The following is a 25,426-nucleotide window of genomic DNA, read 5'->3' on the forward strand; positions in this document are numbered from 1 at the left end:
GATGAGGCTGGCGGGATGCCTGGCGATAGTGCTGATGCTGATGGCGATGTCCGGCTCGGCCTTCGCGGTGGGGTGGATACGGTTCAACACCTATGCCGTGAAGCCGTCCGATGTCGCCATCCCCGACGGGGAGGAGCTTGGCAAGTACCGGCGGGTGGTCCAGCCGTTCAAGAACTGGATCCTGATCTGCGACGAGAGCCTGACGTCGAAGCGCAGGGTCTGCAACCTGACCCAGTCGATCGTCAACCAGGATGGGTCGGCCGTCTTCAACTGGTCCTTCGTGGCCACGGCGGACGGCCAGCCCCTGGTGGTGATGCGGGTGCCCGCCGCGGTCGGGGTGGGGCAGCAGATCGGGCTGGCGCTGGGCGACAAGCCGGACCGGATCGTCGCCCAGACCGACCGGTGCGACGGCGCGTTCTGCACCGCCACGATCGCCATCGGCCGGATGCTGCGGCGGCACATCCAGGCCGGGACCGACTGCACCGTCTCCTACCAACTGCCGGAGGGGGAGGTCTCGTTCGAAGCTCCTCTCGACGGGCTGTTCCTCGCACTTTCGGCCATGAAATGACGCGGACGTGACTGCCTTCCGTTCGGTTTCTTGAAAAGGATGAATACGATGCGACTGACCAAGACGATTCTTCTCGGGGCTGCTTCGGTCGCGATCATTGTCGGCGTGATCGCCGGGGCCGATGTGATCGGCTATGCCCAGCCGCCGGTCCAGGTGGCTGATGCGAGCAAGTCCTCCTCCGCGGCGGCGGCAGCGCCGAAGGCGCAGGAGCAGGCGGCCCAGAACAAGCAGGGATCCGCGGCGCCGGCGGCTGCCCTCACCGTGTTCGAAGACCATGCCAAGCAGGCCAAGATCGGCGCCTGCGGCAACGTATTTGCCGCGCTCGGCCGCGGCGTCGCCGCCGATGCGAGCTACAGCGCGCAGAGCCAATGGAACACCAGCGCCGCCGACGCGCATTCGATCGAGGCGATCGTGGCCCTCAACGGCAGCCCGTCGACCCAGGGCTTGCCCGCGGCCGGCGTGGTCTTCGCGTCGCCGGTCGGTCGTTCCTGCGAAGGCACTCTCGTGCGGGTGACGCCGGTCAAGGCCAGCTGTCAGGCGGTGGGGACCGAACTCGTCAACCAGAAGGGCCAGACCGGTGCCATCGGCGAGCTGCCGCTGGTGACCATGCCCAACGGGGCGCAGGTCATGCTGGTTCCGCTCGACGACAATTGCGTCGCGGTGACGAGCCTGCGGGCGGCGGGCTGATGGATCGCCGCCCGCGGCAGCGGCGGCCGGGATCAGGGAGATGAAGATGCTTCGAACGATCATTCTGGTTCTCACTTCCTGGGCCTGTCTCGCCGTCGTGGCCGCGGCGGCCGATCCGCCTCTGGCGCCGGCGCCGGCCGTGGTTGAGACGATCGATACCAACCGCAGCTACCTGGTGTTCTTCGACTTCGACAGTTCGAGTCTGACCCCGGAAGCCAAACAGGTCGTGGCCTCGGCTGCGGCTAGCGCGCTGCAGGGCGAGACCACTCGCATCGACGTCACTGGGCACACCGACCGTTCGGGCTCGATCCAGTACAATCAGGCCCTCTCGGTTCGTCGTGGCGAGTCGGTCCGTCGCGAACTGGTTGCTGACGGCGTTGCCGACAGCCTGATCGCGGTCAAGGGCGTCGGCGAGTCCGATCCGCTCGTCCCGACCGCCGACGGCGTCCGCGAGCCGCAGAACCGTCGCGTCGAGATCGTCCTGTCACCGACCGGGTCGGCGGCCGGGCAGAACCCCGGGGTGAGGGGGATCTGGGGCGCCATCGCCTATTCGGCGCCAGACCAGAAGCGCGGCTTCTTCTGGGGCGCCGACAAGGCCGATGAGGCGAAGGAGATCGCGCTTCGGCACTGCGTGCACCGGGGCGGCAAGGACTGCCAGGTCGTCTCGCTGTTCCGCAATCACCGTCACTGGACCGACGACGACAAGAGCGGCTTCCCCTACGAGCATTGCGCCGCTCTGTCCGTCGGAAAGCCTCCTGCTGCCGGCCGGCCGGCATTCTGGGGCGCGGCCTCGGCGGAGACCCGACGGGAGGCCGAGGAGAAGGCGACCGCGATCTGCGGCGGCGATGCCCATGAATGCCGGATCCCCGAATGGGTCTGCACCTAGGCGTTCCAAGCGACATTGCTCCTGGAACAAAGAGAGCCGGGGACCGCGGCGATGCCGCCGCGGATTCGCGGTGGTCGGGGCCATGATCCGAACTCCCCAGCGGATCATGGCCCTTTCTGCGTTCGGGCTGGGTGAAGCCTTGGGACGAGCCCGGACGGAGCGCCGGGCTCGTCCGGCGTGACAGCTCAAAGACATGCCCGATCCCTGATCAAGACAGGACAGCCGAGGCTTCCGATGCTCCCAGTTTCCGCCCTGCAGTCGATGAACGTGCTTCTGGCGACGCCCTGCTACATCTCGGCAGTCTCCATGAACTATGTGACGAGCCTGTTCGAGTTCACGCATGAGGCGATCCGGCTCGGGCTGCGCTCCTCCCTGCACATGCGCTCGGAGAGTCTCGTCCCCCGCGGCCGGAACGAGATCGTCAAGTTCTTCCTGATGAACGAGCAGTACACGCATCTGTTCTGGATCGACTCCGACATCGTGTTCCAGCCCGCGGCCGCGATCCGCCTCCTGCTCTCGGACCACGACGTCGCCGCCGGGATCTACCCGATCAAGCGCTTCAACTGGCCGCAGCAGGGCCTGCCCGCCGGCACGACGAAGGACGCCTTCGAGACACTCTACACCGACTACCCGTTCAACCCGGTCGGCCTCGGCTCGGAACCGCTGGCCAAATTCGTCGGCGAGGAGGGCTTCGTCGAGGTGGCCGAGGCGCCGACCGGGTTCATGGTGATCAAGCGGCATGTGTTCAGCCGGCTGATGCAGCACTACCCGCGGCTCAACTACGTCCCCGACGGGCCACCGAACAATCCGGAAGCGCCGTTCTATTGGCTGTTCTTCGACTGCATGGTGGATCCCGACACCAACCGCTACCTCTCCGAGGACTACGCCTTCTGCCGCCGCTGGCGGGACATCGGCGGCAAGGTCCATGCCGATCTCCAATCCGATCTGGGACATCTCGGGCAGCATATGTTCCGCGGCAATTTCGGCGAGAGCGTCAGGCAGCGGGCCCATGATCCGCGGAACAAGCCTCAGATCTGAGGCGTCGGGAGAGACGGTTCCCGAGATCGACGCCGGTCAGCCGGAAGCGCCGGCGGCGGCAGAGCCGATGCGAGATGAAGTTCCTGGATTGTTGGACCTGCTTCGTGGCTATTATCCAGGCGAGGCGTTCCGGTGCTCCACCGATCCATGGCATTGGCCGATGGTCTTTGCCCGCGATGGCGTATCACCCTCCGAAAGCATGCAAGGCGGCGAGAAGAGGACGCATACGCAGGATTATGGGCAGGCGCCCGATAGACCATGAGACCTTCAGTCCCCTCATGCGCGATGTTGCGAAACTGGCCGACGTTGCGACCTCGACGGTCAGCCGCGCTCTCGCCAATCCCGGCCGGGTCAACGAGAAGACGCGCTGCCGGATCATCGCGGCGGTCGAGCAGCTCGGCTACGTCCCCAACGCCGCCGCCCGGAACCTGCGTGTCGGCACATCCGACATCGTCATGGCCGTGCTGTCGCAACCGGCGGTCGCCAACGACGCCTCGCAGATCATTCCCGAAGTGCTGCAGAGCGTTGCCTCGACCCTCGCGGACAGCGGCTTCAATCTCGTCATCGCCAGCCGTGGCCGTTCGGCGGCGACGGAGAAGCACATTCCCGACCTGGCGATCGGCGGCATCGTCCGCGGCGCGATCGTCCTGGGATCCACGGAATTGCCGTCCTATGGGCGGCGGTCGCTCGCCGGTGCGGGCATCCCGATCGTATCGCTGCTGGAGGACCGCAGCGCCGCCGGCATCCCGAGCGTGGTCGCCAACGACCGCGAGGCCATGCGCGAAGCCGTGCTGCACCTGATCGGCCTGGGGCATCGGTCGTTCTTCTACATCGCCGGGCCGGCCGGCAACTATCACGAGATCGAGCGGTTCGCCGGCCTCGCCGAGGCAGTGTCGGCGACCGGCCTTTCCGATCGGGCGATCATCCGTCACGAAGGTGCCCGTTCGTTCCAGAACGGCTTCCAGACCGGCATCGAAGCCGCCCGGGTGTATCTTGCGCTGAAGCGGCGCCCGACGGCGGCCGTCAGCTGCTGGGACGATGCCGCGATCGCCTTCATGGGCACGGTCCGGTCACAGCGCGTGGCGGTGCCCGGCTGCCTGTCGGTGATCGGATTCGACGGCGCCCCGGTCGGCGCGTTCTGCCAGCCGCCTCTGACCACGCTGCAGCAGCCGACGGCGAGCCTCGGCGCGAAGGCCGCGGAGATCCTGCTGGCGCTGCTGGATCGTGATGCCGCCGAGCCGCCGGTCAAGACGGTTCTGCCCTGCCGCCATCTCCTGCGGGCGAGCACGGCCGCTCCGAAGGGCGGCGCTCGCAAGGCTTCGAAACGACCCTGACGATCCCGTCCCGGGCCGAATGAGGCCGGGGCCCGCCGGGCGACCTCGGTCGCAATTCCATCGCCTCGGGCCAATCGATCGCCGTCACGTCGCTGTGAGCGGCGAGGCCAGCGACAGGTCGTCCCGCAGGCAGGCGGCGAAATGGCCGTCGCCGGTCGCGCGCAGCGGCGGGACGATCTCGGCGCAAACCGGCAGGACGTAGCGGCAGCGGGTGCGGAACGGGCAGCCCGACGGCGGCGCCAGCGGGCTCGGCAACTCGCCCTTCAGCAGGATGCGCGGGCGGCGCAGGGTCGGGTCGGGGATCGGGGCGGCCGACAGCAGCGCTTCGGTGTACGGATGGCGCGGCGTCTCGAACAGCGCCCGGGTCGGCGCGATCTCCACGATCCGGCCGAGATACATCACCGCCACGCGGTCGCAGATGTGGCCGACCACGGCGAGGTCGTGGCTGATGAACAGGAGCGTCAGGTCCAGCCGCCGCTTCACCTCCATCAGCAGGTTGACGATCTGGGCCTGGATCGAGACGTCGAGCGCCGAGACCGGCTCGTCGGCGACCAGCAGCCGGGGGGCGGTGACCAGGGCGCGGGCGATGCCGATGCGCTGGCGCTGCCCGCCGGAGAATTCATGCGGGAAGCGGTCGGCGTGATGGGCGGACAGCCCGACCGTCTCCAGCGCCGCCCCGACCTTCGCCGCGCGCTCCGCCCGCGACCCGCCGGTCTTCTGGATCCGCAGTGGCATGGCGACGATGCGCCCGACCGTCATTCGCGGGTTGAGTGAGGCGGCGGGGTCCTGGAACACGAATTGCAGCCGCGGCCGGATCGGCTTGAGCTGCCGCCGGCTCAGGCTGGTGATGTCGGTTCCTTCGAACAGGATGCGGCCGCCAGTCGGGCGCATCAGCCGCAGCAGGGTGCGGCCCAGCGTGCTCTTGCCCGAGCCGGATTCGCCGACCAGCCCCAGCACCTCGCCCTGGGCCATGGCGAAGGACACGCCGTCGACGGCATGGACCGCCAGCAGGCTGCGGCCGAACAGCGTGCCGCCGACCGGGAAGGACTTCCTGAGGTCCTGCACATCAAGGATCGGCGGGGAGGGTTGGTCCGTCATCTCACGCCCCCACCGCTTCGATCTCGCGCCAGAGATGGCAGCGCACCACCCGGCCGGCGCCGGCCTCCTCCAGCGCCGGGACCGTGGCGTCGCAGGCGCCCGGCCGGGCATGGGCGCAGCGCGGATGGAAGGAGCAGCCGGGCGGCAGGCGGCCGGGATCGGGGACGTTGCCGGGAATGGTCGGCAGCGCGCCGCCGCCGAAATCCAGCCGGTCGATCCGCGGCACGGCGCTGAGCAGCCCTTGGGTGTAGGGCATGCGCGGGTGCTGCAGCAGCCCGACGGCGTCGCCGCGTTCGACGATGCGGCCGGCATACATCACCATCACGCTGTCGGCGATCTCCGCCACCACGCCGAGATTGTGGGTGACGAAGATGATGGCCATGCCGGTCTTCGCCTGCAGCGCCTTCAAGAGGTCGATGATCCCGGCCTGCACCGTGACATCCAGCGCCGTGGTCGGCTCGTCGGCGATCAGCAGGCTGGGGTCGCAGGCCAGGGCCATGGCGATCATCACCCGCTGGCGCATGCCGCCTGAGAGGTGGTGGGGATAGGCAGCCAGCCGCCGCCGCGGCTCCGGGATGCCGACCAGCTCCAGCAGCTCCTCCGCCCGGGCCAGCGCCGCCTTGCGGCCGACGCCGCGGTGGAAGGTCACCGCCTCGGCGATCTGGTCGCCGATCCGGTGCACCGGATTCAGCGAGGTCATCGGCTCCTGGAAGATCATCGAAATCTCGTCGCCGCGCACCGCCTGCATCGCCCCGGCATCGAGGTCGAGCAGGCTGCGGGCCCGGCCGTCGCGCCCGATGAAGCGGACCGATCCCGAGACCGTGCAGCGCGGCGCCGGCGGCAGCAGCCGCAGGATGGCGAGGCTGGTGACGCTCTTGCCCGATCCGGATTCGCCGACCAGGGCCAGCGTCTCGCCGCGGCGCACCGTGAAGGAGACGTCGTTGACCACGGTCAGCGCGCCGCCCTCGCCGCGGAAGGTCACGGCCAGGTCGCTGACCTCGAGGATCGGGGCGTCCGTCATCACGAGTCCAGCCGGGCGTCGAGCGCGTCGCGCAGCCCGTCGCCGATGAAGTTGAAGCTGGCCACCGCCAGGGTGATGGCGATGCCCGGGACCAGGGCCAGCCAGGGGGCCGAGGTCAGGTATTGCTGGGCGTTGTTCAGCATGTTGCCCCAGCTCGCCGTGGGCGGCTGGATGCCGTAGCCGAGGAAGCTGATATAGGCCTCCATCAGGATGGCGCGGGCGACGGTCAGGGTGGCGGCGACGACGATCGGGCCGACAGCGTTGCGCAGCAGCTCGTCGACCATGATGCGGGCATCCGAGGCACCCATCATCTCCGCTGCCAGGGTGAAGTCGCGCTCGCGCAGGGTGCGGATCTGGCTTTCGACCACGCGCGCCACCTCCATCCAGCTGGTCGCGGCGATGATCAGGGTGATGGTGATCGGGTCCGGCTTCAGCAGCGCCGCCAGGGTCAGCAGCAGAAACACGGCAGGGAAGCACAGCATGGCGTCGACCAGGCGCATCAGCACGGCGCCGACCGCGCGGCCGTAATAGCCCGCCACCACGCCGATGGCGGAGCCGACCAGGGTGCTGATCACCATCGCGGCGAAGGCGACGGACAGCGAGATCCGCCCGGCCATCAAGAGCCGGGCGCAGAGGTCGCGGCCGAGCGGGTCGGTGCCGAACAGGTGCCATCCCGTCAGCGGTGGCGCAAAACGCGCGCGCATGTCGATGCGCAGATCGTCGAAGGGCAGCAGCCAGGGCCCGGCGACACAGGCCAGCACCAGCAGCAGGATGCAGGCGACGCCTATCATCGCCAGCCGGTGCCGGCGGAAGCGGCGCCAGCCGCGGTTGCCGGTGCGGCGGGCGGTCTCGGCGGCGTTCGGTTCGGCGACGGTCGCGGTCATCGTCCCGTCTCCTCAATCCAGCCGGATGCGCGGGTCGGCGACCGCGCAGAGGATGTCGGCCAGCAGGTTGCCGAGCAGCACCAGCAGGGCCGAGACCATCAGGATCCCCATCACCACCGGATAGTCGCGATAGCCGAGGGAATCGAGGAACAGCCGGCCCATGCCCGGCCAGGTGAACACCGTCTCGGTCACCAGCGCGCCGCCCAGCAGCGTCGGCAGCTCCAGCCCGGCCAAAGTGATCATCGGCAAGAGCGCGTTGCGCAGCGCGTGGCGGATCAGCACCCGCCTCTCCGGCAGTCCCTTGGCCCGGGCGGTGCGGATGTAGTCCTGGCCGATCACGTCGATCATCGAGGCGCGCATGTAGCGGCTCCACACCGCCACCTCGACCAGCGCCAGCACCAGGGCCGGCGCGATCAGGTGGTGCAGGAAGTCGAGCAGGGATTCGTCGCCGACCGTGTACATGCTGCCGGCCGGCAGCCATTGCAGCCGCACCGAGAACACGTAGATCACGACGAGGCCGAACCAGAAGGTCGGGATCGACAGCGCGACCATGGCGCCGACCGTCGCCAGCATGTCGGCGACCGAATAGCGCCGCACCGCCCCCATCACGCCGATCCAGGCGCCGAGCAGCACCGCGATCAGCACCGCCGTCGCCATCAGCTCGACCGTGGCGAAGAGATGCGATCCGATGACCGAGAGCACCGGCGCCTGGTCGCGATAGGACCGGCCCCAGTCGCCGGTCAGCAGCCGGCTGGCCCATTCCCAGTATTGCACCGGCAGGGAGCGGTCGAGGCCCATGTCATGGGCGATCTCGGCCAGCCGCGCCTGGGTCATGCCCGGAACCAGGGCGAATTGCGACAGCGGGCCGCCCGGGGTCAGGTGCAGGATGGCGAAGCCGATCATCGACACGAGCCAGAGCAGCAGCAGGCTCTGAAGCGCGCGGCCGAACAGGAAATGCGCCATGGCGTCCTCCGTCCCCGGGCGGCCGCCGCCTCAACTGGCCCAGTACCAGGTGCGGGCGTTCCAGCAGTTCTCCTGGACGTTGACGTTGGGGGTGAAGCCGGTCAGGCCCTTCTTCACGCCCTGGACCATGGCGTATTGGAAGATCGGCAGGTAGGGCAGGTCCTTGCGCGTGAACTCCTGCATCTTGAAGTAGGCCGCCTTGCGCTTGGCCGGGTCGACCGTCGACGCGCCCTCGGCGAGGAGCCTGTCAACATCGGCGCTCTCATACTGCGTCGTGTTCTGGCCGCCCCCGCCCTTGGCGCCGATCGAGCGGCTGGAGAAATAGTCGGTCGCATCCGGGTCCGGCCCGACCATGAAGTAGATGCCGACCATCGCGGTCTCGAACTTCGACTGCATCCAGTAGTCGCCCCACATCACCGCCGGGGGCAGGTTGTTGATGGTCATCTTGACGCCGATGTCGAGCCAGTTCTGCTGCAGCAGCTGCTGCGCCTGCTCGCGCACATGGTTGCCGGCGGTGGTCGAATTGACGAATTCGAGGCGCACGCCGTTCTTCTCGCGGATGCCGTCGCCGCCCGGCTTCCAGCCGGCGTCGTCCAGGATCTGCTTGGCCTTGTCGGGGTCGTAGGCCTGCTTCGGCAGGTCCGGGTTGAACGCCCAGGACTGCTTCGGCAGGAAGGATTCCGATGGCGTCGGCAGGCCGTAATAGATGCTGTCGATGATGCTCTGCTTGTCCATCGCGGTGTACAGCGCCTCACGCACCGCCGGGTCCTGGAAGATCGGCAATCCCCGGTTGAGGGCGATGTTCTCGATGAAAGCCTGCGGCACCGGCGTGACCTCGCGGTCGGCCAGGCCCTTGGCCTCCTCGTAATGGTCGGCGGTGATGCCCTGCAGGCCGATATAGTCGATGTCGCCGGTGGTGAACTGGGTGAACAGGACGGTCAGGTCGGGGATGTACTTGATCACCAGCCGTTCCAGATACGGCCCGTCCAGGTGGTAGCCCTCATGCGCGGCCAGGGTGATGTGGTCGCCCGGCACCCGCTCGACCCATTTGAACGGCCCGGTGCCGACCGGCTTGGTGGCGAAGACGGACGCGTTGGGGTCGGCCTCGGTCTCCAGCAGATGCTTCGGCACGATGAAGGTCCAGGACAGGATCGACGGATAGGGCGCGTAGGGCTTCTCCAGCTTCCAGGTCAGCTCGGTCGGGCTGACCACCGTCAGGTCGCGCACCAGCTCGTGCCCGGCGCGGCGGGCGGCACGGAACTTCGGGTTGTTGATCAGCTCGATCGAGAACTTGACGTCCTCGGCGGTGAACGGCGTGCCGTCATGCCATTTGACGTTGTCGCGCAGCTTGATCCGCCAGGTCAGGCCGTCGGCCGAGACGCCGCCATTCTCGACCGTCGGGATCTCGGCTGCGAGGTCGGGGATGAAGCTGCCCTTCGGGTCGACCTGCCACAACGGGCTGAACAGGTTGAAATAGACGCCCTCGTCGACTTCGATGTGCAGCATCAGCGGGTTGAACACCGTTGGCTCCTGCGACAGGCCGATCACGGCCTGCCCGGTGGGTTTGGCCGGCGGCCCGGCAGCGCGGGCGGTCTTGATCCAGCCCTGGCCGGGGCCGAGCCAGACCGCCGTCCCGGCGGCGAGGCCCGCGGCCAGCACGCTGCGGCGGGTCGGGTGCGAAAATCGATGGTCCCTGGTCTCTCTGGTCATGGTGAAGCTCTCCCATATTCGTTGTGTCGCCAGGCCGGCGGGGGGCGGGTCTTCGCCCGTCTCCCTGCCGGCCGCCTGTCACACCCCGGCCATCGGCCTGGGCCTTGATCCGTCGGTGAAGCGCGAGAAGCGGAACGCCGTCGGGTCGACGATCGGCCGGGCGCCGGTCGCGAGATCGGCGGCCAGGTGGCCGGCGGCGGGGCCGATGCCGAAGCCGTGGCCGGAGAAGCCCGTCGCCACCACCAGCCCCGGCACCGCGTCGACCGTTGAGATCACCGGCACCGCGTCCGGCGTCACGTCGATCAGCCCGGCCCATTCCTGTACCACCCGGGCCTGGGCGAAGGCCGGGAACTGCCTGGCCAGGTCGGCCATCGCCTGCCGCGTGTAGCGCCGGTCCGGCGCGGGATCGAGCACCCGGACCTGCTCATAGGGCGACGGCTGGTCCAGCGGCACCGGCGCCGCCTCCCGCCACTCCTGCATGAAGCGGCCGTCGACCCGCAGCTTCAGCGCCGACCATTCCATGCGCAGCGCCGGCAGGAAGTCGCCGAAGAAGCGGAAGCTGTCGGGCACGATCGGCGAGACATTGGCGTTGCCGTTGGCAATGGTGTAGCCGCCGTCATGGCGCTTGCGGAAGGCGAACTGCTTCGACCACATCGCCGTCTCAGGCCCACCGGCCAGCGGCGCCGTCCGCATCGCGCTGGACCGCACCTTCAACTGCGGCAGCCGCAGGCCGAGATCGCTGAGGAAGCGGCGCGACCAGGCACCGCCGGCCACGATCACGCTGTCGCAGGCGATGCGGCCGCGCTCCGTCACCACTCCGGTGATGCGCCCGCCGGCGCGGTCGATGCCGCGGACGGCGCAGTCGGTCAGGATCGCGGCGCCGGCCTGGCGCGCCGCGCGGGCGATGGCGGGGGCGGCGCGCTGCGGCTCGGCCCTGCCGTCGGAGGCGGAGTACAGCGCGGCCTTCCAGCGGCCGCCGGCGCCGGGCATCAGCCGGTCGAATTCGGCGCTGGAGATCAGCCGGGCGTCGAGCTGGTAGGGGCGGGCATGCTCCAGCCAGGCCTCATATTCCGCGATCTCCTGGTCGCTCTCGACCGCGAACAGGATGCCGGTCTGGCGGAAGCCGGTCTCGGCCTCCACGCTCCGGTTCATGTCCTCCCACAGCCGCATGCTCTCGATGATCAGCGGGATCTCGCGCGGGTCGCGCCGGGTCTTGCGGCACCAGCCCCAGTTGCGGCTCGACTGCTCGCCGGCGATGTGGCCTTTCTCGCACAGCGCCACCGAGACGCCGCGCCGGGCCAGGGCCAGGGCGGCACTGGTGCCGATGATGCCGCCGCCGACGATCACCACATCGGCCCGCTGCGGCAGCACGGCATCCGGCTCGACGCTGTCGACCTGCAGCCCCATCAGCGGCCTCCCCGCTCATCCGTGGCAGGCATCGAGATCACCAGCTGTCCTCCAGGGTCGAGTTGATCGGGACCTCGGCGATGCTCGCCGTGCCGGGCAGGTCGAGCACGAAGGCGACGATGCGCGCCACGTCCTGCGGCTGGGTCATGCCTTCGGGCGGCCGGCTGGTGGCGGCGGCGGCCATATCGGTGGCGACGAAGCCGGGGCAGATCGCGGTGGCGCGCACGCCCTCGTCCCAGCCGGCATGGCGGATGGCGTGGGTCATGGCCAGGGCGGCGAATTTGCTGACGGCATAGAGGCCCGAGCCCGCCGATTTGACCCGCTTGCCCGACAGCGAGGCGATGGTGACCACCCGGCCATGGCCCGAGGCGACGAGATGCGGCCAGGCGGCCCGCACCAGGCGCAGCGGCGATTTGACGTTGACCTGGATCAGGTCGTCGAGGTCGGCGTCGTCGGCCGCGATCACCGTCTTCGGGATCATGATGCCGGCATTGGCGATGACCGCGTCGATCCGGCCGAAGCGCTCGGCGGTCGCTGCGACCCACAGCTTTTCCGAGGCTGGATCGCGGGCGTCGAAGCAGTGCGCCAGGGCGTCGGCGCCGGGCGGCGGGGTCAGCTGCGCCGGGTTGCGGGCGCCGAGGCTGAGCCGCCAGCCGGCGCGGGCCAGGGCCGCGGCGATCTCGGATCCGATGCCGCGGCTGGCACCGGAGATCATTGCCACGCGGGCGTCAGTCATGGTGGCCTCCGTCAACGCCTGCCGTCAGAGACTCCCATTCCCCAGCCGAAACCCCACGAGTCCCCCCTCCCCTTGCGGGAGGGGGGTAGGGGGAGGGGGTTCTCTCCGAGTGAACCGATCTAGGCCGTATTGGGCCGGACTGAATGGCGGGGCAGGGTCCATACGCATTCACGCGCGGACGCGCGCAGACCCCTCCCCCWAGCCCCCWCCCGCAAGGGGAGGGGGGACTAAAAAGGAATGAAGCCGGAGAGGCTAGTCCACCGTCGGCGCCTGCTCGACGTAGTTCTCGTAGAGCTTGCGCAGGATGCGCAGCAGGTCGCCCTGCTCCCCCTCGGTCAGCACCGAGAAGAAATCGGCGGACTGCCGGCGGGCGACGGCGCGGACATCCGCCGCGACGCGCTGGCCCGCCGCGGTCAAGTACAGCTCCCGGGCCCGACGCTCGGTCGGCGAGACCTTCTGCTCGATCAGCCCGGCCTGCTGCATCTGCTCCAGCAGCCGCGCCATCGCCGAGCGGTCCTTGAGGATGAAATGGGCCAGCACCGACGGGCGGATGCCCGGGTTGCTGCCGACCAGCAGCAGGGTCGAGATCTTGCCGGTGCCGCCGGCCAGCGACAGCGTCTCGGTCTGCTGGTCCAGGTCCCGGCTGACCAGCAGGTTGACCGTGCGGACGTAGAAGCTGAGGAGATCGGTGAAGATGTCGAAGTCGATGTCCGAGAAGTCGATCGTCTTCGGGATCTGCGGGTTGCTGCGCGGGCGGGCGCGTCCATCGTTGCGGCCATTGGTCATGGCGGGCGCCATCGTCCTTGGTTGTGCGGTTCATGGCCAAATGACAGTTCCACATGGATCTGACAACCGGTGAAGCGGGAGGCGGTGAAGCGGGGGCGAAAGCAGGTTCAGAACGGTGGTGGGTCCAGGCCGTCGCGCCGGGCCAGCCGCTGGTCGCGCAGCCGCGACCAGGCCAGCATCACGCGCGGCATGAAGTTCATGTAGATCGGGGCGCGCTGCAGCCTCTCGACCGGCAAGGCGAGGTCGCCGGGCGGCGTCCCCGTGGCCCAATCGGCCAGCACCGCGCCCATCATCGTGCCGGTCGGCACGCCGCGGCCGGAATAGCCGAGCGAGGCGACCATGCCCGGCGCCAGCTCGAACAGCCGCGGGATCGTCCGCGGCTGCATGTCCAGCGCGCCGGACCAGTAGTACTGGAAGTCGACCTCGGTCAGCTGCGGCAGCAGCCATTGCAGCTTCCCGCGCATCAGCGCCTTGGTGTAGGCGGCGTCCCCGCCGCGGCGGCCTTCGACGAAGACCGAGGTCACCAGCCGGCCGTCCTTGTCGTATTTGTAGATCGAGGTGTCGCGGCGGCTGTCGACGACGGTGTTGTTCTCCGGCGCGATGGTCTTGCGCAGGTTGTCGCTCAGCGGCTGGGTCGCCAGCACGGCGACGCCGAGCCGTGTGAAGCTCTGCTCCAGCCCCGGCCAGAAGCCGGTGGTGTAGGCGCCGGTGCCGCAGACCACCTTGTCGGCGACGACGGCGCCGGACGGGGTCTCGACCCGCCAGCGCCCGCCCTGGGCCTTGATGCCGGTGACGCGGGACCGGGTGAAGACCTGCGCGCCCTGGGCCATGGCGGCCCGCGCCAGGCCCCGGGCGTAGCCCAGCGGGTTGAGGTGCCCGCCCTCGGGGTGGAACCAGCCGCCGCAGAAGCGCGGCGACCCGGTGAGGCGCTGGGCCTCGTCGCGGTCGAGCAGCCGCGTCGCCTTGCCGATCTCGGCATATTGGCGGCACCGCCGCTCCAGCTTCGCCATGGCGCCGCTGGCATGCGCCGCCTGGATGTAGCCGGTCTGCACCGCCTCGCAGTCGATGCCGTGGCGGCGGATGATGTCGAAGGCCAGGTTGGCCGCGTTGGTCTGGCGCTCGATCAGGCGCGACGCGAAGGGTTCGCCCAGCATCCGTCGGATCGCCGGAATCTCATGGACATGGAAGGTCGGGGTGCAGTGGCCGGCGTTGCGGCCCGACCCGCCATGGCCGATCTGCTCGGCCTCCAGCACCACCGCCTCGACGCCGCGCTCGCCGAGATGCAGCGCCGTGGACAGGCCGGTGTAGCCGGCCCCGATCACGCAGACCGGCGCATCGATGGTGCCGTCCAGCGGCGCGGTCTCCGGCGCGGCGGCCGCCGTGGCGAACCACAGCGACGGCTCGAGCGGCGTGTGCTGTATCATCTTCTCCCCGTGGCGGAAGAACTGACACAAGTCACCGAAAGAAAAGGCTTCCTGCACAGGACAGGGTATTCATGCCTCGTTTTTCGGCATCGAATGATGAAAGGCCAGACAGTCGCACTCTGCCAATGAAGGCCGGCCGAAGCGTCGTCCGGTTCTTCGAAATGGCGAAAATCATTGTGATCATCCACTGTGGACGGAGTCAAGTGTTGTCTCCGCGGCGCCGCTTCGTGCGGGGGAGGGAGCCGTGAGGCCGACGCCCCGCTGATCGGGCGCTTTCACTCCGGGGCTTGTCCGGGCGGGTCTGCAACCACATCCTTTGCTGACGCGAACCGTCACCGCAGACCGGCGTTCCCGCCCGGCACCCTGGAGGTTTCGTCATGGGCTTGAAGATCGACCCCTGGTCCTTCCCCGATCCCGAGCTGGCCGCCACCGAGCAGGGCCGCCGCTCGATCGTGCTGGGCGGCTGCTTCTGGTGCACCGAGGCGGTCTACTCCCAGCTCGACGGCGTGCTTTCGGTGCGGCCCGGCTATGCCGGCGACGGCAAGGACACGGCGGACTACCACACCGTCAGCACCGGCCGCACCAACCATGCCGAGGTGATCGAGGTCGTCTACGACGCCGGCAAGATCGGGTTGGGGCAGATCCTCAAGCTGTTCTTCTCGATCGCGCATGACCCGACACAGAAGGACCGCCAGGGCGCCGATGTCGGCCGCCAGTACCGCTCGGCGATCTTCACCGCCGATGGCGAGCAGAAGCGGGTGGCCGAGGCCTACATAGCCCAGATCGACAAGGCCGGCCTGTTCGATGACCCGGTGGCGACCGAGGTGGTGCCGCTGGAGGCCTTCTACGAGGCCGAGGAATACCACCACGACTACGCCGCCCGGAACCCGAACCAGCCCTATATCCGCGCGGTGTCCACGCCGAAGGTGGAGAAGCTGAAGAAGGTGCATGGCGACCTGCTGAAGGCCGGGGCGAAGGACGCAGCCCACTGACTGCACGGCGGCGGGATGGGGCATCCCCGTCCTGCCGCCGGGTCAGCATCCGCGGCGGGGGCAGAGATCCTGCAGCGGGCAGCGGTCGCAGGCCGGTGCCCGGACGGTGCAGACCGTCTGGCCCAGCGACTTGATCAGCCGGTGAAGCTCGTATAGCTCGTCGGCGGTCCAGCCTTCCGGGACCAGCCGCATCAGCCCGTCATGCCCGGCCTCATAGTCGGGCTTGGCCGGCAGCAGCCCCAGCCTTTCGCCGACCCGCAGCAGATGGGTGTCGACCACCAGTTCGCGCTTGCGCAGCGTGCTGAAGTTCAGGACCGAAGCGGCGATCTTGGGGCCGACCCCCGGCAGGTCGCCCAGCCATCGCATCGCCACCTCCTCCTCCAGATCCGCCAGGAAGTCGAGGGCGAGGCTGCCGCTGCGGGCCACGATCATGCGCAGCGCCTGGGGCAGCTGCTCGGCCTTGCGCGCGGCGTGGTTCACCATCCAGATGGCGCGTTGGATCCGCTGCGGCGCCGCCTGCCGCAGAGCGTCCCAGGACGGATACCGGCCGCGCAGCTGCTCGAAGGCCCGGATCGACACCTCGTCCCGCGTCTTGGAGCCGAGCATGCTCCTGACGAGCTGGCTGACCGGATCGCGCCTCGGCTCGTCGCGGCGAGGGGCAGCAAAGGCGCGCAGCCGGGCGCGGACCTTCGGCAGAAGCGGATCGTCGTCGAGCGGGAAGGAGAGCTGCATGGCGAAGCTCCAGGCCGACTATCCCTCCATGATAAGAACAAACAAGGAACATATCTAGCGGAATCTCATGCCGGCCGTCGCCAAGGTCGCTAGACCAGCGGCAGCCCGACATAGTTCTCGGCCAGCGTCGTCTGGGCGGCACGGGAGCCCTTGATGTAGGCCAGTTCCGCCTGCTGCAGCCGGCGCTCCAGCGGCCCGGTCCCGGGGAAGCGGTGGGTCAGGCCGGTGAACCACCAGGAGAACCGTTCCGCCTTCCACACCCGGGCAAGGGCGCGGGCGGAATAGCCGTCGATTCCGGCGGCCGACTTGTCCTGGTAGAACTTGGCCAGGGCCTCGGCCAGCATCACCACGTCCGACACCGCCAGGTTCATGCCCTTGGCCCCGGTCGGCGGCACGATGTGGGCGGCATCGCCGGCCAGGAACAGCCTGCCGTGGCGCATCGGCTCGGTGACGAAGCTGCGCAGCGGCGCGATGCTCTTCTCGAAGGACCGGCCGCGGGTCACCCCCGCCGCCGCCTGGGGGCCCAGCCGCAGGCAGAGCTCGTCCCAGAAGCGGTCGTCCGGCCAGTCCTCGATCCGGTCGTCCAGCGGGCATTGCACGTAGTAGCGGCTGCGGCCGGCCGACCGCATGCTGGCCAGGGCGAAGCCGCGCTCGTGGTTGGCGTAGATCAGTTCATGCGCGGCTGGCGGCACCTCGGCCAGGATCCCCAGCCAGCCGAAGGGATAGACCCGTTCGAACTCCTGGCGCACACCGTCGGGGATGCAGCCGCGGCTGACCCCGTGGAAGCCGTCGCAGCCGGCGACGAAGTCGCAGTCCAGCCGGTGCTCGGCGCCGTCCCGGCGCCAGGTGACATGGGGCCGGTCGGTCCCGATGTCGTGCGGCTGCACCTCCTCGGCCTCGAACACGATCGGCAGGCCGCGCTCCTCCGCCGCGTCGAACAGGTCGCGCATCACCTCTTGCTGGCCGTAGACCATGATGCCGGACCCGGTCAGCGCCTGCATGTCGATGCGGAACATCTCGCCGTCCACCGCCAGGTTGGTGCCGGCGTGGGGCAGCCCCTCGCCCCGCATGCGGGCGCCGACGCCCAGCCGGTCCAGCAGTTCGACGGTGCCCTGCTCCAGCACCCCGGCGCGGACCCGGCCCTCGACATAGTCGCGGCTGCGGCGCTCGACCACCACGGCGTCGATGCCGGCGCGGTGCAGCAGATGGGCCAGGACCAGCCCGGCCGGCCCGGCGCCGATGATGGCGATCTGGGTGCGCATTCCAAGGCCCTCCCGGAGTCCGTCCGACGGCGCGGCATCAGGGGCCGCGATCTCGGGGAAAGGCTAAGCGCGGGGGTGGCGAAAGCAATGGACGCGGCGGCAGATAAATTGGACATTTCTTCCCTCACGCCGCGCCCGAAGATCGGCGGTAGAAGGCAGGACCGTCATGCAAGCCCCTGTGATCCCGAACTTCTTCCTCTATGGCGAGGCGCCCAGGACGGTCGATGACCGCTTCCTGCATTTGGAGGCACTGGAGGATCGCAGCCGTCCCAGCGACTGGACCATCCGGGCGCATGCCCATGCCAACCTGAACCACATCTTCCACTTCACCCGCGGCGGCGGCGTGGTGCGGGCCGAGGGGCAGTCGATCCGGCTGCCGGCGCCGTGCCTGCTGCTGATGCCGGCCGGGGTGGTGCACGGCTTCGACTTCGAGCCGGAGACGGTGGGTTCGGTGCTGACGGTGTCGGACACCACGCTGCGCGAGCTGCTGCGGCGCGAGCCGGAGTTCCGGCCGCTCTTCGCCGCCCCGGCCGTGATCCCGGTCGTCGACCAGGGCTTCATCCTGGCCAGCCTGGGCCGGCTGTCGCGCGAGCTGGCGTGGCTGGCGCCCGGCCGCGCCGCGGCGGTGGAGGCGCTGCTGGTCGGCATCCTGGTCGAGGTGCTGCGCCTGGCGCAGGCGGGGGGAGGGGAGACGGCGGCGCCGGGGCCCCAGGCGCTGCTGGTGGCCCGGTTCCGCGAGCGGATCGAGGAGCGCTACCGCAGCCATGACGAGGTCGAGGACTATGCCCGGGCGCTGGCGGTCAGCCCGAAGCGGCTCTGGGCCGCCTGCCGCCGGGTGGCGGGCGCACCCCCGGCCCGGCTGATCCAGGACCGGCTGCTGCTCGAGGCCAAGCGGCTGCTGCTCTACTCCAACATCTCGGTGGCCGATGCCGGCTATGCCCTCGGCTTCACCGACCCGGCCTATTTCTCGCGGCTGTTCGCCAAGGAGACCGGCCTGTCGCCGCGTGCCTTCCGGCGCGGCGGCGACGCCCGGCCTCAGGCGGCCCAGCCTCAGACAATCGTATCGACCACGCCGCCATCGACCCGCAGCGCGGCGCCGTTGGTGGCCGAGGCCAGGGGCGAGGCAACATAGACCACCATGTTCGCGGTCTCCTCCGGCGTCGCGATCCGGGCGATGATCGAGGTGGGCCGGTGCGTCTGCACGAATTCGGCCGCGGCGGCCTCGACGGACTTGCCGGTCTTCTCCGCCACCTCCTTCATGAACCCCTTCACCCCCTCCGACATGGTCGGGCCGGGCAGCACCGAATTGACCGTGACGTTGGTGCCGCGGGTCAGCTTGGCCAGGCCGCGCGACACCGACAGCTGCGCCGTCTTGCTGAAGCCGTAATGCACCATCTCCACCGGGATGTTGACGCCGGATTCCGAGGAGATGAACACCACCCGGCCCCAGTTGCGCGCCAGCATGCCCTTGAGGTAGGCGCGCGACAGGCGCACGCCGGACATGACGTTGACCTCGAAGAACCGGGTCCAGTCCTCGTCCGGAATGTCGAAGAAGTCCTTCAGTTCGAAGATGCCGACATTGTTGACCAGGATGTCGACCTCCGGCACCGCCGCCACCAGCGCGGCGCAGCCCGCCGCCGTCGACACGTCGGCCGCGGCGCCGCGCAGGACGGCGCCCGGCACGGCGCGCTGCAGCTCGGCTACCGCCGCGTCCACGGCGGCGGGCTTGCGGCCGTTGACCACCACCTCGGCCCCGGCCCCGGCCAGGCCCTTGGCGATGGCGAAGCCGATGCCGGTGGTGGAACCGGTGACGAGGGCGGTCTTGCCCGACAAGTCGATCTTCATGTGGACTCTCCGTGGTGTCGGTGTGGCGGCTGCAACCGTCAGACCAGGGCGCTGCCGCCGTGAATATAGACGATGCTGCCGGTGGCGTAGGGGTTGGTAATCAAAGCGAGGATCTGGGCGGCGATGTGCTCCGGCTGGCCGACCAGGCCTGCGGGCAGGGTGGCGGCGGCGCGCTCGTACATCGCCTGCCGCGCCTCCGCGGCCATGCGGTCGTAGAGCGGGGTCTCGACCAGTCCGGGCGACACGGTGTTGACCCGCACCGGCGCGAGCTCGAGGGCCAGGCCCTGGGCCAGCGCCTCCAGCCCGGCATTGATCGCGCCCTGGATCGCGGCCCCCTTCCGCGGCCGGATCGCCAGCACCCCGGTGACGAAGGTCAGCGACCCGCCGTCGCGGATGGGCGCGGCGCGGGCGATGCGGTAGGCGCCCCAGAATTTCGAGTCCATCGAGGCCTGGGCGTCGGCCAGCGGCAGCTCGCGCACCGCCGCGACCTTGGTCTGCGCCGCCGAGATCACGACATGGTCATAGGCCGCGCCGTCGGCGAAGAACGCTTCGACCGCGGCGTCCGAGGTGATGTCGAGCACCCGGCCCTCGCTGCCCCGGCCGATCGCGGCCACCGCGGCGTCGAGCTTGTCCTGAGACCGCGACGCCACCACCACGCCGGCGCCCAGCTTCGCCGCGGCCTGCGCCGTCGCCAGCCCGATCCCCGAGCTGCCGCCGACCACCAGCACCCGCTTGCCCGTCAAATCACTCATTCCGCTCTCCTGCTTCCAGCCGTGCCGGCCGTCCGGCCCGTCGCGGTGAAGATCTGGACCTTCGGCATCTCGGAAATAATACTCTGGATCGCGAAGCCACTCTTTCCGGATCGTTGACAATGCGGCCGATCGAAAACCTGACCGACATCACCGCCTTCGTCCGCATCGCCGCGGCGGGCAGCCTGTCCGCCGCGGCGCGGGACCTCGGCCTGTCGCTGGCGGTGGTGTCGAAGCGACTGGCGCGGCTGGAGGCGGCGCTGGGCGTGCGCCTGGTCCAGCGCACCACCCGCCGCCTGAGCCTGACCGAGGACGGCGCCGCCTTCCACGAGCGAGCGCTGCGCATCCTGGCCGAGCTGGAGGCGGCGCAGGACGCGATCGGCGGCGACGGCCGGCCGCGCGGTCTGCTGCGGGTGACGACGACGGCGGCCTTCGCCCGCCGGCTGATCGGGCCCTGCCTCGGACGCCTCCACGACCGCTATCCCGAAATCCGGGTGCATGTCATCTCCACCGACACGGTGGTCGATTTGGTGCGGGACGGCATCGACGTCGCCATCCGCCAGGCGGCCCTGCCGGACAGCGCACTGATGGCGCGGGAGCTGGCGCGCAACTGGCGGGTGCTCTGCGCCTCGCCCGACTACATCGCCCGGCACGGCCGCCCCATGACGCCGCAGGATCTGGCCGGCCATCCCTGCATCACCTATGGCGACCCGCCGATGACGGTGTGGCAGTTCGCGCGCCGGGGCGAAGCCGCCGTGGGCACCACCGTGTCCGGCGCGATCATGAGCAATGACGGCGAGGTCGCGCATGCCGCGGCGCTGGCCGGCGCCGGCGTGGTGCTGAAGTCGATCTGGCACGTGGCGGAGGATTTGGCCGCCGGGCGGCTGGTCCGGATCCTCGAAGACTACGAGTCGCCGGCGTCGCCGCTGCAGGCGGTCTTCCCCTCCGCCCGTCACCTCGCTCCCAAGACCCGTGCCTTCCTCGACTTCCTCGGCGCGGAGCTGCGCGTCGCGGCGGCGGGGCTGGGCATGCCCTGACCCGGCGCGGGGCGGCGATGTGACGGTTTCGCCCGGCGCCGCCTTGCCAGCCGGGGCGGGGGCTGCTCAACTCCTTTCCCCGCCCGGCCGATCCGCGGCCGGGGCCGACCACGACGGATCCTTGATGACCGAGCCCGCGCCCATCCCCGTCTTCGACGGGCACAACGACGTCCTGCTGCGCCTGCTGAAGGCGCATGCCGGCACGGCCGAAACCGCCTTCATCGAGGGTACGGAGACCGGCCATCTCGATTTGCCGCGGGCGCGCAAGGGCGGCTTCGTCGGCGGGATGTTCGCGATGTTCCCGCCGCCGCTGAAGTCGTCCAGCGGGATGGACCGGATGCAGGGCGGCAGCTACGCCGTGCAGCTGCCGGCGGAGCTGGGGCTGGCCGACGCCCAGGCCTCGACCACCGCGATGGCCTCGATCCTGCTGCGGCTGGAGCGGGCCGGGGGTCTGACCGTCTGCCGCAGCGTGGCCGAGATCCGGGCCGCGGTGGCCAAGCAGTCGCTGGCCGCGGTGTTCCACATCGAGGGCTGCGAGGCGATCGACACCGATTTCCGCATGCTCGACCTGCTCTACGCCGCAGGCCTGCGCTCGCTCGGCATCGTGTGGAGCCGGCCGAACGCCTTCGGCCATGGTGTGCCGTTCGTGTTCCCCAGCACGCCGGACACCGGGCCGGGCCTGACCGATGCCGGCCGCGCTTTGGTCCGCGAATGCAACGAGCGCCGCATCCTGATCGACCTGTCGCATCTCAACGAGAAGGGGTTCTGGGACGTGGCCGAACTGTCCTCGGCGCCGCTGGTCGCGACCCATTCCAACGCGCATTCGGTCTGCCCGCATGCGCGCAACCTGACCGACCGGCAGCTCGACGCGATCCGCGAGAGCCGCGGCATGGTCGGGCTGAACTTCGCCACCGCCTTCCTGCGTCCGGACGGGTCGATGAACGCCGACACCGACCTCGAGGTCATGGTGCGGCACCTCGATGCCCTGATCGAGCGGGTGGGCGAGGACGGGGTCGGCCTCGGCTCCGACTATGACGGCGCGACCATGCCGGCCCGCATCAAGGACGTCGCCGGCCTGCCGCACCTGTTCGAGGCGCTGCGCGCCCATGGCTACGACGACGCGCTGCTGCGCAAGATCGGCACGGAGAACTGGTACGGTGTCCTGGAGCGCACTTGGGGCCGCTGACATCGGCTGCCGCGCGACGTCGGAGGCCGGCGGGAGGAAAGGTGCATCATGACTGTGGACGAGATGATCCGGGATCTCGCCGCCGCGAACGGTGTCCTGCCTGCCGACGCCATGAACTGGGCCCTGGAGCATTGGGATGATGCCGGGCCCCGGTGTGTCGAATTCCTGGAACGCCACGCCGGGGGCGCACAAGGCTCCAAGGGCGTCGAAGACGCTCTCTTCTTCATTATCCATCTGGCGGGCGAGATGCGGGAGACCCGCGCCTTCCCGCATCTCTGCCGCATGATCCGGGGCCCCGAGGCGGAGCACATCCTCGGCGATGCCGACACCGAAACGCTCGGCGGGATCCTGATCAACACCTTCGACGGTGATCCGGCGCCCCTGAAGGCGGTGATCGAGGATGCGGGTGCCGGCGATTACATGCGTGACGCGGCACTGGACGCCCTGGCCTGGCACTGCCGCATGGGCGCCATCTCCGATGAAGAGATGAAGGCCTACCTGCTTCACCTCTACGAGCACATGCAGCCGCGGGATGAAAATGTCGTGTGGCTTGGCTGGGTCACGGCGGTTTTTTGCCTCGGCTACGAGGGCTTGGCGCCACGGGCGGAACGGCTTATCGACGATTTCCTGGTTCCGCCGGGATTCATGGAGGTCGAGGATTTCCATGACGAACTGCGTCGGACGTTGGACGACCCCGAGCGGATGGCCGGCTTCATCGACAACCACATCGGCCCGTTCGTGGATGCGGTCGGCACCTTGTCCACCTGGTCCGATTTTTCGGAGGACGACCAGGCGGAACTGGATAGCGGACTGGCGGAGGACGACGAGGACGGCGATCTGGACGACCTTCTGCTGTCGGACAGACTGCAGGTCCCGCTCCACAGTGAGCCGGTGACCGATCCGCTGCGGCATGTCGGCCGCAACGACCCTTGTCCGTGCGGCAGCGGCAAGAAGTACAAAAAGTGCTGCCTGCAGTAAGAGAGAGGCCCTCATCGGTGTTGGGTTCACCACCGGTGAACCCAACGGGACCCTCGCCTCAGAAGTCGTAGTCGCCGCCGCCCGGGGCGGCGGGGGCTGCCGGCTTCTTCTCGACCTTCTCGACGATCAGCGCCTCGGTGGTGATCAGCAGGCCGGCGACCGAGGCCGCGTCCTGCAGTGCGATGCGCACCACCTTGGCCGGGTCGATGATGCCGGCCTTCAACAGGTCGGCGAACTCGCCCTTCTGGGCGTCGTAGCCGCGGTTGATGTCGTTGCCGTCCAGCAGCTTGCCGACCACGATCGACCCGTCGCCGCCGGCGTTCTCGACGATCTGCCGAACCGGCGCCTGCAGGGCGCGGCGGACGATGTCGATGCCGACCCGCTCCTCGTCATTCGCCGGCTTCAGCTTCTCCAGCGCCTTGCCGGCATAGAGCAGGGTGACGCCGCCGCCCGGCACCACGCCCTCGGCGATCGCGGCGCGGGTCGCGTGCACCGCATCGTCGACGCGGTCCTTGCGCTCCTTGACCTCGACCTCGGTGGCGCCGCCGACCCGGATCACCGCGACGCCGCCGGTCAGCTTGGCCAGCCGCTCCTGCAGCTTCTCGCGGTCGTAATCCGAGGTGGTCTCCTCGATCTGGGCGCGGATCTGGCCGATCCGGCCGTCGATCTCCTTGCGGGCGCCGGCGCCGTCCACGATCGTGGTCTCCTCCTTGGCGATGCGCACGCGCTTGGCGGTGCCGAGGAAGTCGAGGGTCACGTTCTCCAGCTTGATGCCGACATCCTCGGAGATCACCTGGCCCTTGGTCAGCACCGCGATGTCCTCGAGGATCGCCTTGCGCCGGTCGCCGAAGCCGGGCGCCTTGACCGCCGCGATCTTCAGCCCGCCGCGCAGCTTGTTGACCACCAGCGTGGCCAGGGCCTCGCCCTCGACATCCTCGGCGATGATCAAGAGCGGCCGGCCGCTCTGCACCACCGCTTCCAGCAGCGGCAGCAGCGGCTGCAGCGCCGTCAGCTTCTTCTCGTGGATCAGGATGTAGGGGTTGTCGAGCTCGGCGATCAGCTTCTCGGCATTGGTGATGAAGTAGGGCGAGAGGTAGCCGCGGTCGAACTGCAGGCCCTCGACCACATCCAGCTCGGTCTCCAGGCTCTTGGCCTCCTCGACCGTGATCACGCCCTCGTTGCCGACCTTCTTCACCGCCTGGGCGATGATGCGGCCGATCTCGACCTCGCCATTGGCGGAGATGGTGCCGACCTGGGCGATCTCGTCATTGGTCGAGATCTTCTTGGCCCGGCCTTCGACCGCCTTGACCACGGCCTCGACCGCCTTGTCGATGCCGCGCTTGAGGTCGAGCGGGTTGAGGCCGGCGGCCACCGCCTTGGCACCCTCGCGCACGATCGCCTGGGCCAGCACCGTGGCGGTGGTGGTGCCGTCGCCGGCGAGGTCGTTGGTCTTGGACGCGACCTCGCGCACCAGCTGGGCGCCGAGATTCTCGAACTTGTCGGAAAGCTCGATCTCCTTGGCGACGGTCACGCCGTCCTTGGTGATGCGCGGCGCGCCGAACGACTTGTCGATGACCACATTGCGGCCCTTGGGCCCGAGCGTGACCTTGACCGCGTTGGCCAGGATGTCGACGCCGCGCAGGATGCGGTCGCGGGCGTCGGCGCTGAACTTGACGTCTTTGGCTGCCATGATGGTGTCCTTGGTGTCGGGGGCGGGGTCAGGCGGCCTTCTTCGAGGCGCGCTTGGCGGCCTCGAACACGCCGATGATGTCGGTTTCCTTCAGGACCACGAGGTCGCTGCCGTCGAGCTTGATCTCGGTGCCCGACCATTTGCCGAACAGCACGCGGTCGCCGGCCTTGACGTCCAGCGGCTGCAGCTTGCCGGCCTCGTCGCGGAGGCCAGGGCCGACGGCGATCACCTCGCCCTCCTGCGGCTTCTCCTTGGCGGTGTCGGGGATGATGATCCCGCCCTTGGTTTTCTCGTCCTGGTCGATGCGCCGGATCAGGACGCGGTCGTGCAGCGGGCGGAAGGACATGGGGTGCTCCTGGAAGGTGAGGGAAGGCACGGAGCCCCGGCGCTCCGAGGGGAGGCGAAGGGCGCTT

General features: G+C 69.4%; 25 protein-coding genes. 10 read left to right on the plus strand and 15 right to left on the minus strand.

Annotation, left to right across the window (positions count from 1 at the left end; all coding sequences use genetic code 11):
- Position 1: 1 nt before the first annotated feature.
- From AB4112_RS17790 to AB4112_RS17810, 5 genes are all read left to right on the plus strand, one after another.
- Entirely contained in the window at positions 2 to 568 is a 567-nt protein-coding gene (locus tag AB4112_RS17790; RefSeq protein ID WP_441721546.1) for an invasion associated locus B family protein, read from the plus strand.
- 48 nt (positions 569 to 616) lie between these two features.
- Entirely contained in the window at positions 617 to 1,255 is a 639-nt protein-coding gene (locus AB4112_RS17795) for a hypothetical protein (RefSeq protein WP_309794823.1), read from the plus strand.
- A gap of 40 nt (positions 1,256 to 1,295) precedes the next feature.
- The gene (locus AB4112_RS17800; RefSeq protein WP_441721549.1) at positions 1,296 to 2,141 is read left to right on the plus strand and encodes an OmpA family protein; all 846 of its coding nucleotides are present in this window, start codon (positions 1,296 to 1,298) and stop codon (positions 2,139 to 2,141) included.
- A 234-nt stretch (positions 2,142 to 2,375) separates the two neighbouring features.
- Positions 2,376 to 3,179, plus strand: coding sequence for a hypothetical protein (locus AB4112_RS17805; RefSeq protein ID WP_441721551.1), 804 nt, complete (start codon positions 2,376 to 2,378; stop codon positions 3,177 to 3,179).
- Positions 3,180 to 3,253: 74 nt separating this feature from the next.
- Positions 3,254 to 4,513: a LacI family DNA-binding transcriptional regulator gene (locus tag AB4112_RS17810; RefSeq protein ID WP_441721554.1), complete on the plus strand. Its 1,260-nt coding sequence runs from the start codon at positions 3,254 to 3,256 to the stop codon at positions 4,511 to 4,513.
- An 84-nt stretch (positions 4,514 to 4,597) separates the two neighbouring features.
- On the opposite strand, the gene AB4112_RS17815 is transcribed toward AB4112_RS17810, so the two are convergent.
- The 9 genes from AB4112_RS17815 to AB4112_RS17855 form a co-directional block, all read right to left on the minus strand.
- A complete protein-coding gene (locus tag AB4112_RS17815; protein WP_441721557.1) occupies positions 4,598 to 5,611 on the minus strand; it encodes an ABC transporter ATP-binding protein in 1,014 nt (337 codons plus the stop codon).
- Position 5,612: 1 nt separating this feature from the next.
- Positions 5,613 to 6,632 (minus strand): ABC transporter ATP-binding protein, encoded by a 1,020-nt coding sequence (locus AB4112_RS17820; protein ID WP_441721560.1) that lies wholly within the window; start codon positions 6,630 to 6,632, stop codon positions 5,613 to 5,615.
- Positions 6,632 to 7,516, minus strand: a complete 885-nt coding sequence (locus AB4112_RS17825; RefSeq protein ID WP_309794817.1) for an ABC transporter permease — start codon at positions 7,514 to 7,516, stop codon at positions 6,632 to 6,634. The genes AB4112_RS17820 and AB4112_RS17825 overlap by 1 nt, the downstream gene beginning before the upstream one ends.
- Positions 7,517 to 7,528: 12 nt before the next feature.
- Entirely contained in the window at positions 7,529 to 8,479 is a 951-nt protein-coding gene (locus AB4112_RS17830; protein WP_309794816.1) for an ABC transporter permease, read from the minus strand.
- A 30-nt stretch (positions 8,480 to 8,509) separates the two neighbouring features.
- Positions 8,510 to 10,189, minus strand: coding sequence for a peptide ABC transporter substrate-binding protein (locus tag AB4112_RS17835; RefSeq protein ID WP_441721564.1), 1,680 nt, complete (start codon positions 10,187 to 10,189; stop codon positions 8,510 to 8,512).
- Positions 10,190 to 10,267: 78 nt separating this feature from the next.
- Positions 10,268 to 11,596: an NAD(P)/FAD-dependent oxidoreductase gene (locus tag AB4112_RS17840; protein WP_441721567.1), complete on the minus strand. Its 1,329-nt coding sequence runs from the start codon at positions 11,594 to 11,596 to the stop codon at positions 10,268 to 10,270.
- Between the two features lie 37 nt (positions 11,597 to 11,633).
- A complete protein-coding gene (locus AB4112_RS17845; protein ID WP_309794813.1) occupies positions 11,634 to 12,332 on the minus strand; it encodes an SDR family NAD(P)-dependent oxidoreductase in 699 nt (232 codons plus the stop codon).
- A gap of 252 nt (positions 12,333 to 12,584) precedes the next feature.
- Positions 12,585 to 13,118 (minus strand): MarR family winged helix-turn-helix transcriptional regulator, encoded by a 534-nt coding sequence (locus AB4112_RS17850; protein WP_441721570.1) that lies wholly within the window; start codon positions 13,116 to 13,118, stop codon positions 12,585 to 12,587.
- 107 nt (positions 13,119 to 13,225) lie between these two features.
- Entirely contained in the window at positions 13,226 to 14,542 is a 1,317-nt protein-coding gene (locus tag AB4112_RS17855) for an NAD(P)/FAD-dependent oxidoreductase (protein ID WP_309794811.1), read from the minus strand.
- A gap of 377 nt (positions 14,543 to 14,919) precedes the next feature.
- On the opposite strand from AB4112_RS17855, the gene msrA reads away from it, so the two are divergent.
- Positions 14,920 to 15,534 carry a peptide-methionine (S)-S-oxide reductase MsrA gene (msrA, locus tag AB4112_RS17860; RefSeq protein WP_441721573.1) on the plus strand — a complete coding sequence of 205 codons (615 nt, stop codon included), beginning with the start codon at positions 14,920 to 14,922 and terminating at the stop codon, positions 15,532 to 15,534.
- Positions 15,535 to 15,576: 42 nt separating this feature from the next.
- On the opposite strand, the gene AB4112_RS17865 is transcribed toward msrA, so the two are convergent.
- Together AB4112_RS17865 and pobA are read right to left on the minus strand one after the other, a co-directional pair.
- The gene (locus AB4112_RS17865) at positions 15,577 to 16,266 is read right to left on the minus strand and encodes an endonuclease III domain-containing protein (protein ID WP_441721576.1); all 690 of its coding nucleotides are present in this window, start codon (positions 16,264 to 16,266) and stop codon (positions 15,577 to 15,579) included.
- An 89-nt stretch (positions 16,267 to 16,355) separates the two neighbouring features.
- Complete coding sequence (pobA, locus tag AB4112_RS17870; protein WP_441721579.1) at positions 16,356 to 17,528, minus strand: 4-hydroxybenzoate 3-monooxygenase; 1,173 nt, start codon at positions 17,526 to 17,528, stop codon at positions 16,356 to 16,358.
- A gap of 166 nt (positions 17,529 to 17,694) precedes the next feature.
- Between pobA and AB4112_RS17875 the strand changes: the two genes are divergently transcribed.
- A complete protein-coding gene (locus tag AB4112_RS17875) occupies positions 17,695 to 18,660 on the plus strand; it encodes a helix-turn-helix domain-containing protein (protein ID WP_441721582.1) in 966 nt (321 codons plus the stop codon).
- On the opposite strand, the gene AB4112_RS17880 is transcribed toward AB4112_RS17875, so the two are convergent.
- Together AB4112_RS17880 and AB4112_RS17885 are read right to left on the minus strand one after the other, a co-directional pair.
- The gene (locus AB4112_RS17880; protein WP_309794806.1) at positions 18,579 to 19,373 is read right to left on the minus strand and encodes an SDR family NAD(P)-dependent oxidoreductase; all 795 of its coding nucleotides are present in this window, start codon (positions 19,371 to 19,373) and stop codon (positions 18,579 to 18,581) included. The genes AB4112_RS17875 and AB4112_RS17880 overlap by 82 nt on opposite strands.
- Before the next feature lie 38 nt (positions 19,374 to 19,411).
- Positions 19,412 to 20,125 (minus strand): SDR family oxidoreductase, encoded by a 714-nt coding sequence (locus tag AB4112_RS17885; RefSeq protein ID WP_441721585.1) that lies wholly within the window; start codon positions 20,123 to 20,125, stop codon positions 19,412 to 19,414.
- Positions 20,126 to 20,244: 119 nt separating this feature from the next.
- On the opposite strand from AB4112_RS17885, the gene AB4112_RS17890 reads away from it, so the two are divergent.
- From AB4112_RS17890 to AB4112_RS17900, 3 genes are all read left to right on the plus strand, one after another.
- A complete protein-coding gene (locus tag AB4112_RS17890) occupies positions 20,245 to 21,159 on the plus strand; it encodes a LysR substrate-binding domain-containing protein (RefSeq protein WP_441721587.1) in 915 nt (304 codons plus the stop codon).
- Between the two features lie 124 nt (positions 21,160 to 21,283).
- The gene (locus AB4112_RS17895; RefSeq protein ID WP_441721590.1) at positions 21,284 to 22,345 is read left to right on the plus strand and encodes a dipeptidase; all 1,062 of its coding nucleotides are present in this window, start codon (positions 21,284 to 21,286) and stop codon (positions 22,343 to 22,345) included.
- Positions 22,346 to 22,393: 48 nt separating this feature from the next.
- Entirely contained in the window at positions 22,394 to 23,323 is a 930-nt protein-coding gene (locus AB4112_RS17900) for a DUF1186 domain-containing protein (protein WP_441721593.1), read from the plus strand.
- A 58-nt stretch (positions 23,324 to 23,381) separates the two neighbouring features.
- Here the strand turns inward: AB4112_RS17900 and groL are convergent, their stop codons facing one another.
- Together groL and AB4112_RS17910 are read right to left on the minus strand one after the other, a co-directional pair.
- Positions 23,382 to 25,013 (minus strand): chaperonin GroEL, encoded by a 1,632-nt coding sequence (gene groL / locus AB4112_RS17905; RefSeq protein ID WP_441721596.1) that lies wholly within the window; start codon positions 25,011 to 25,013, stop codon positions 23,382 to 23,384.
- 28 nt (positions 25,014 to 25,041) lie between these two features.
- Positions 25,042 to 25,359, minus strand: a complete 318-nt coding sequence (locus tag AB4112_RS17910) for a co-chaperone GroES (protein ID WP_309794800.1) — start codon at positions 25,357 to 25,359, stop codon at positions 25,042 to 25,044.
- Positions 25,360 to 25,426 lie beyond the last annotated feature (67 nt).

Origin of the sequence: Inquilinus sp. 2KB_23, assembly GCF_052115705.1 — a bacterium.
In the GTDB taxonomy this organism is placed as follows: domain Bacteria; phylum Pseudomonadota; class Alphaproteobacteria; order DSM-16000; family Inquilinaceae; genus Inquilinus; species Inquilinus ginsengisoli_A.

Bases quoted from the DNA above. Each gene is read 5' to 3' on its own strand.
- AB4112_RS17790 (WP_441721546.1), top strand. From the start codon at position 2: ATGAGGCTGGCGGGATGCCTGGCGATAGTGCTGATGCTGATGGCGATG.
- AB4112_RS17795 (WP_309794823.1), top strand. From the start codon at position 617: ATGCGACTGACCAAGACGATTCTTCTCGGGGCTGCTTCGGTCGCGATC.
- AB4112_RS17800 (WP_441721549.1), top strand. From the start codon at position 1,296: ATGAAGATGCTTCGAACGATCATTCTGGTTCTCACTTCCTGGGCCTGT.
- AB4112_RS17805 (WP_441721551.1), top strand. From the start codon at position 2,376: ATGCTCCCAGTTTCCGCCCTGCAGTCGATGAACGTGCTTCTGGCGACG.
- AB4112_RS17810 (WP_441721554.1), top strand. From the start codon at position 3,254: ATGAAGTTCCTGGATTGTTGGACCTGCTTCGTGGCTATTATCCAGGCG.
- AB4112_RS17815 (WP_441721557.1), bottom strand. From the start codon at position 5,611: ATGACGGACCAACCCTCCCCGCCGATCCTTGATGTGCAGGACCTCAGG.
- AB4112_RS17820 (WP_441721560.1), bottom strand. From the start codon at position 6,632: ATGACGGACGCCCCGATCCTCGAGGTCAGCGACCTGGCCGTGACCTTC.
- AB4112_RS17825 (WP_309794817.1), bottom strand. From the start codon at position 7,516: ATGACCGCGACCGTCGCCGAACCGAACGCCGCCGAGACCGCCCGCCGC.
- AB4112_RS17830 (WP_309794816.1), bottom strand. From the start codon at position 8,479: ATGGCGCATTTCCTGTTCGGCCGCGCGCTTCAGAGCCTGCTGCTGCTC.
- AB4112_RS17835 (WP_441721564.1), bottom strand. From the start codon at position 10,189: ATGACCAGAGAGACCAGGGACCATCGATTTTCGCACCCGACCCGCCGC.
- AB4112_RS17840 (WP_441721567.1), bottom strand. From the start codon at position 11,596: ATGGGGCTGCAGGTCGACAGCGTCGAGCCGGATGCCGTGCTGCCGCAG.
- AB4112_RS17845 (WP_309794813.1), bottom strand. From the start codon at position 12,332: ATGACTGACGCCCGCGTGGCAATGATCTCCGGTGCCAGCCGCGGCATC.
- AB4112_RS17850 (WP_441721570.1), bottom strand. From the start codon at position 13,118: ATGACCAATGGCCGCAACGATGGACGCGCCCGCCCGCGCAGCAACCCG.
- AB4112_RS17855 (WP_309794811.1), bottom strand. From the start codon at position 14,542: ATGATACAGCACACGCCGCTCGAGCCGTCGCTGTGGTTCGCCACGGCG.
- msrA (WP_441721573.1), top strand. From the start codon at position 14,920: ATGGGCTTGAAGATCGACCCCTGGTCCTTCCCCGATCCCGAGCTGGCC.
- AB4112_RS17865 (WP_441721576.1), bottom strand. From the start codon at position 16,266: ATGCAGCTCTCCTTCCCGCTCGACGACGATCCGCTTCTGCCGAAGGTC.
- pobA (WP_441721579.1), bottom strand. From the start codon at position 17,528: ATGCGCACCCAGATCGCCATCATCGGCGCCGGGCCGGCCGGGCTGGTC.
- AB4112_RS17875 (WP_441721582.1), top strand. From the start codon at position 17,695: ATGCAAGCCCCTGTGATCCCGAACTTCTTCCTCTATGGCGAGGCGCCC.
- AB4112_RS17880 (WP_309794806.1), bottom strand. From the start codon at position 19,373: ATGAAGATCGACTTGTCGGGCAAGACCGCCCTCGTCACCGGTTCCACC.
- AB4112_RS17885 (WP_441721585.1), bottom strand. From the start codon at position 20,125: ATGAGTGATTTGACGGGCAAGCGGGTGCTGGTGGTCGGCGGCAGCTCG.
- AB4112_RS17890 (WP_441721587.1), top strand. From the start codon at position 20,245: ATGCGGCCGATCGAAAACCTGACCGACATCACCGCCTTCGTCCGCATC.
- AB4112_RS17895 (WP_441721590.1), top strand. From the start codon at position 21,284: ATGACCGAGCCCGCGCCCATCCCCGTCTTCGACGGGCACAACGACGTC.
- AB4112_RS17900 (WP_441721593.1), top strand. From the start codon at position 22,394: ATGACTGTGGACGAGATGATCCGGGATCTCGCCGCCGCGAACGGTGTC.
- groL (WP_441721596.1), bottom strand. From the start codon at position 25,013: ATGGCAGCCAAAGACGTCAAGTTCAGCGCCGACGCCCGCGACCGCATC.
- AB4112_RS17910 (WP_309794800.1), bottom strand. From the start codon at position 25,359: ATGTCCTTCCGCCCGCTGCACGACCGCGTCCTGATCCGGCGCATCGAC.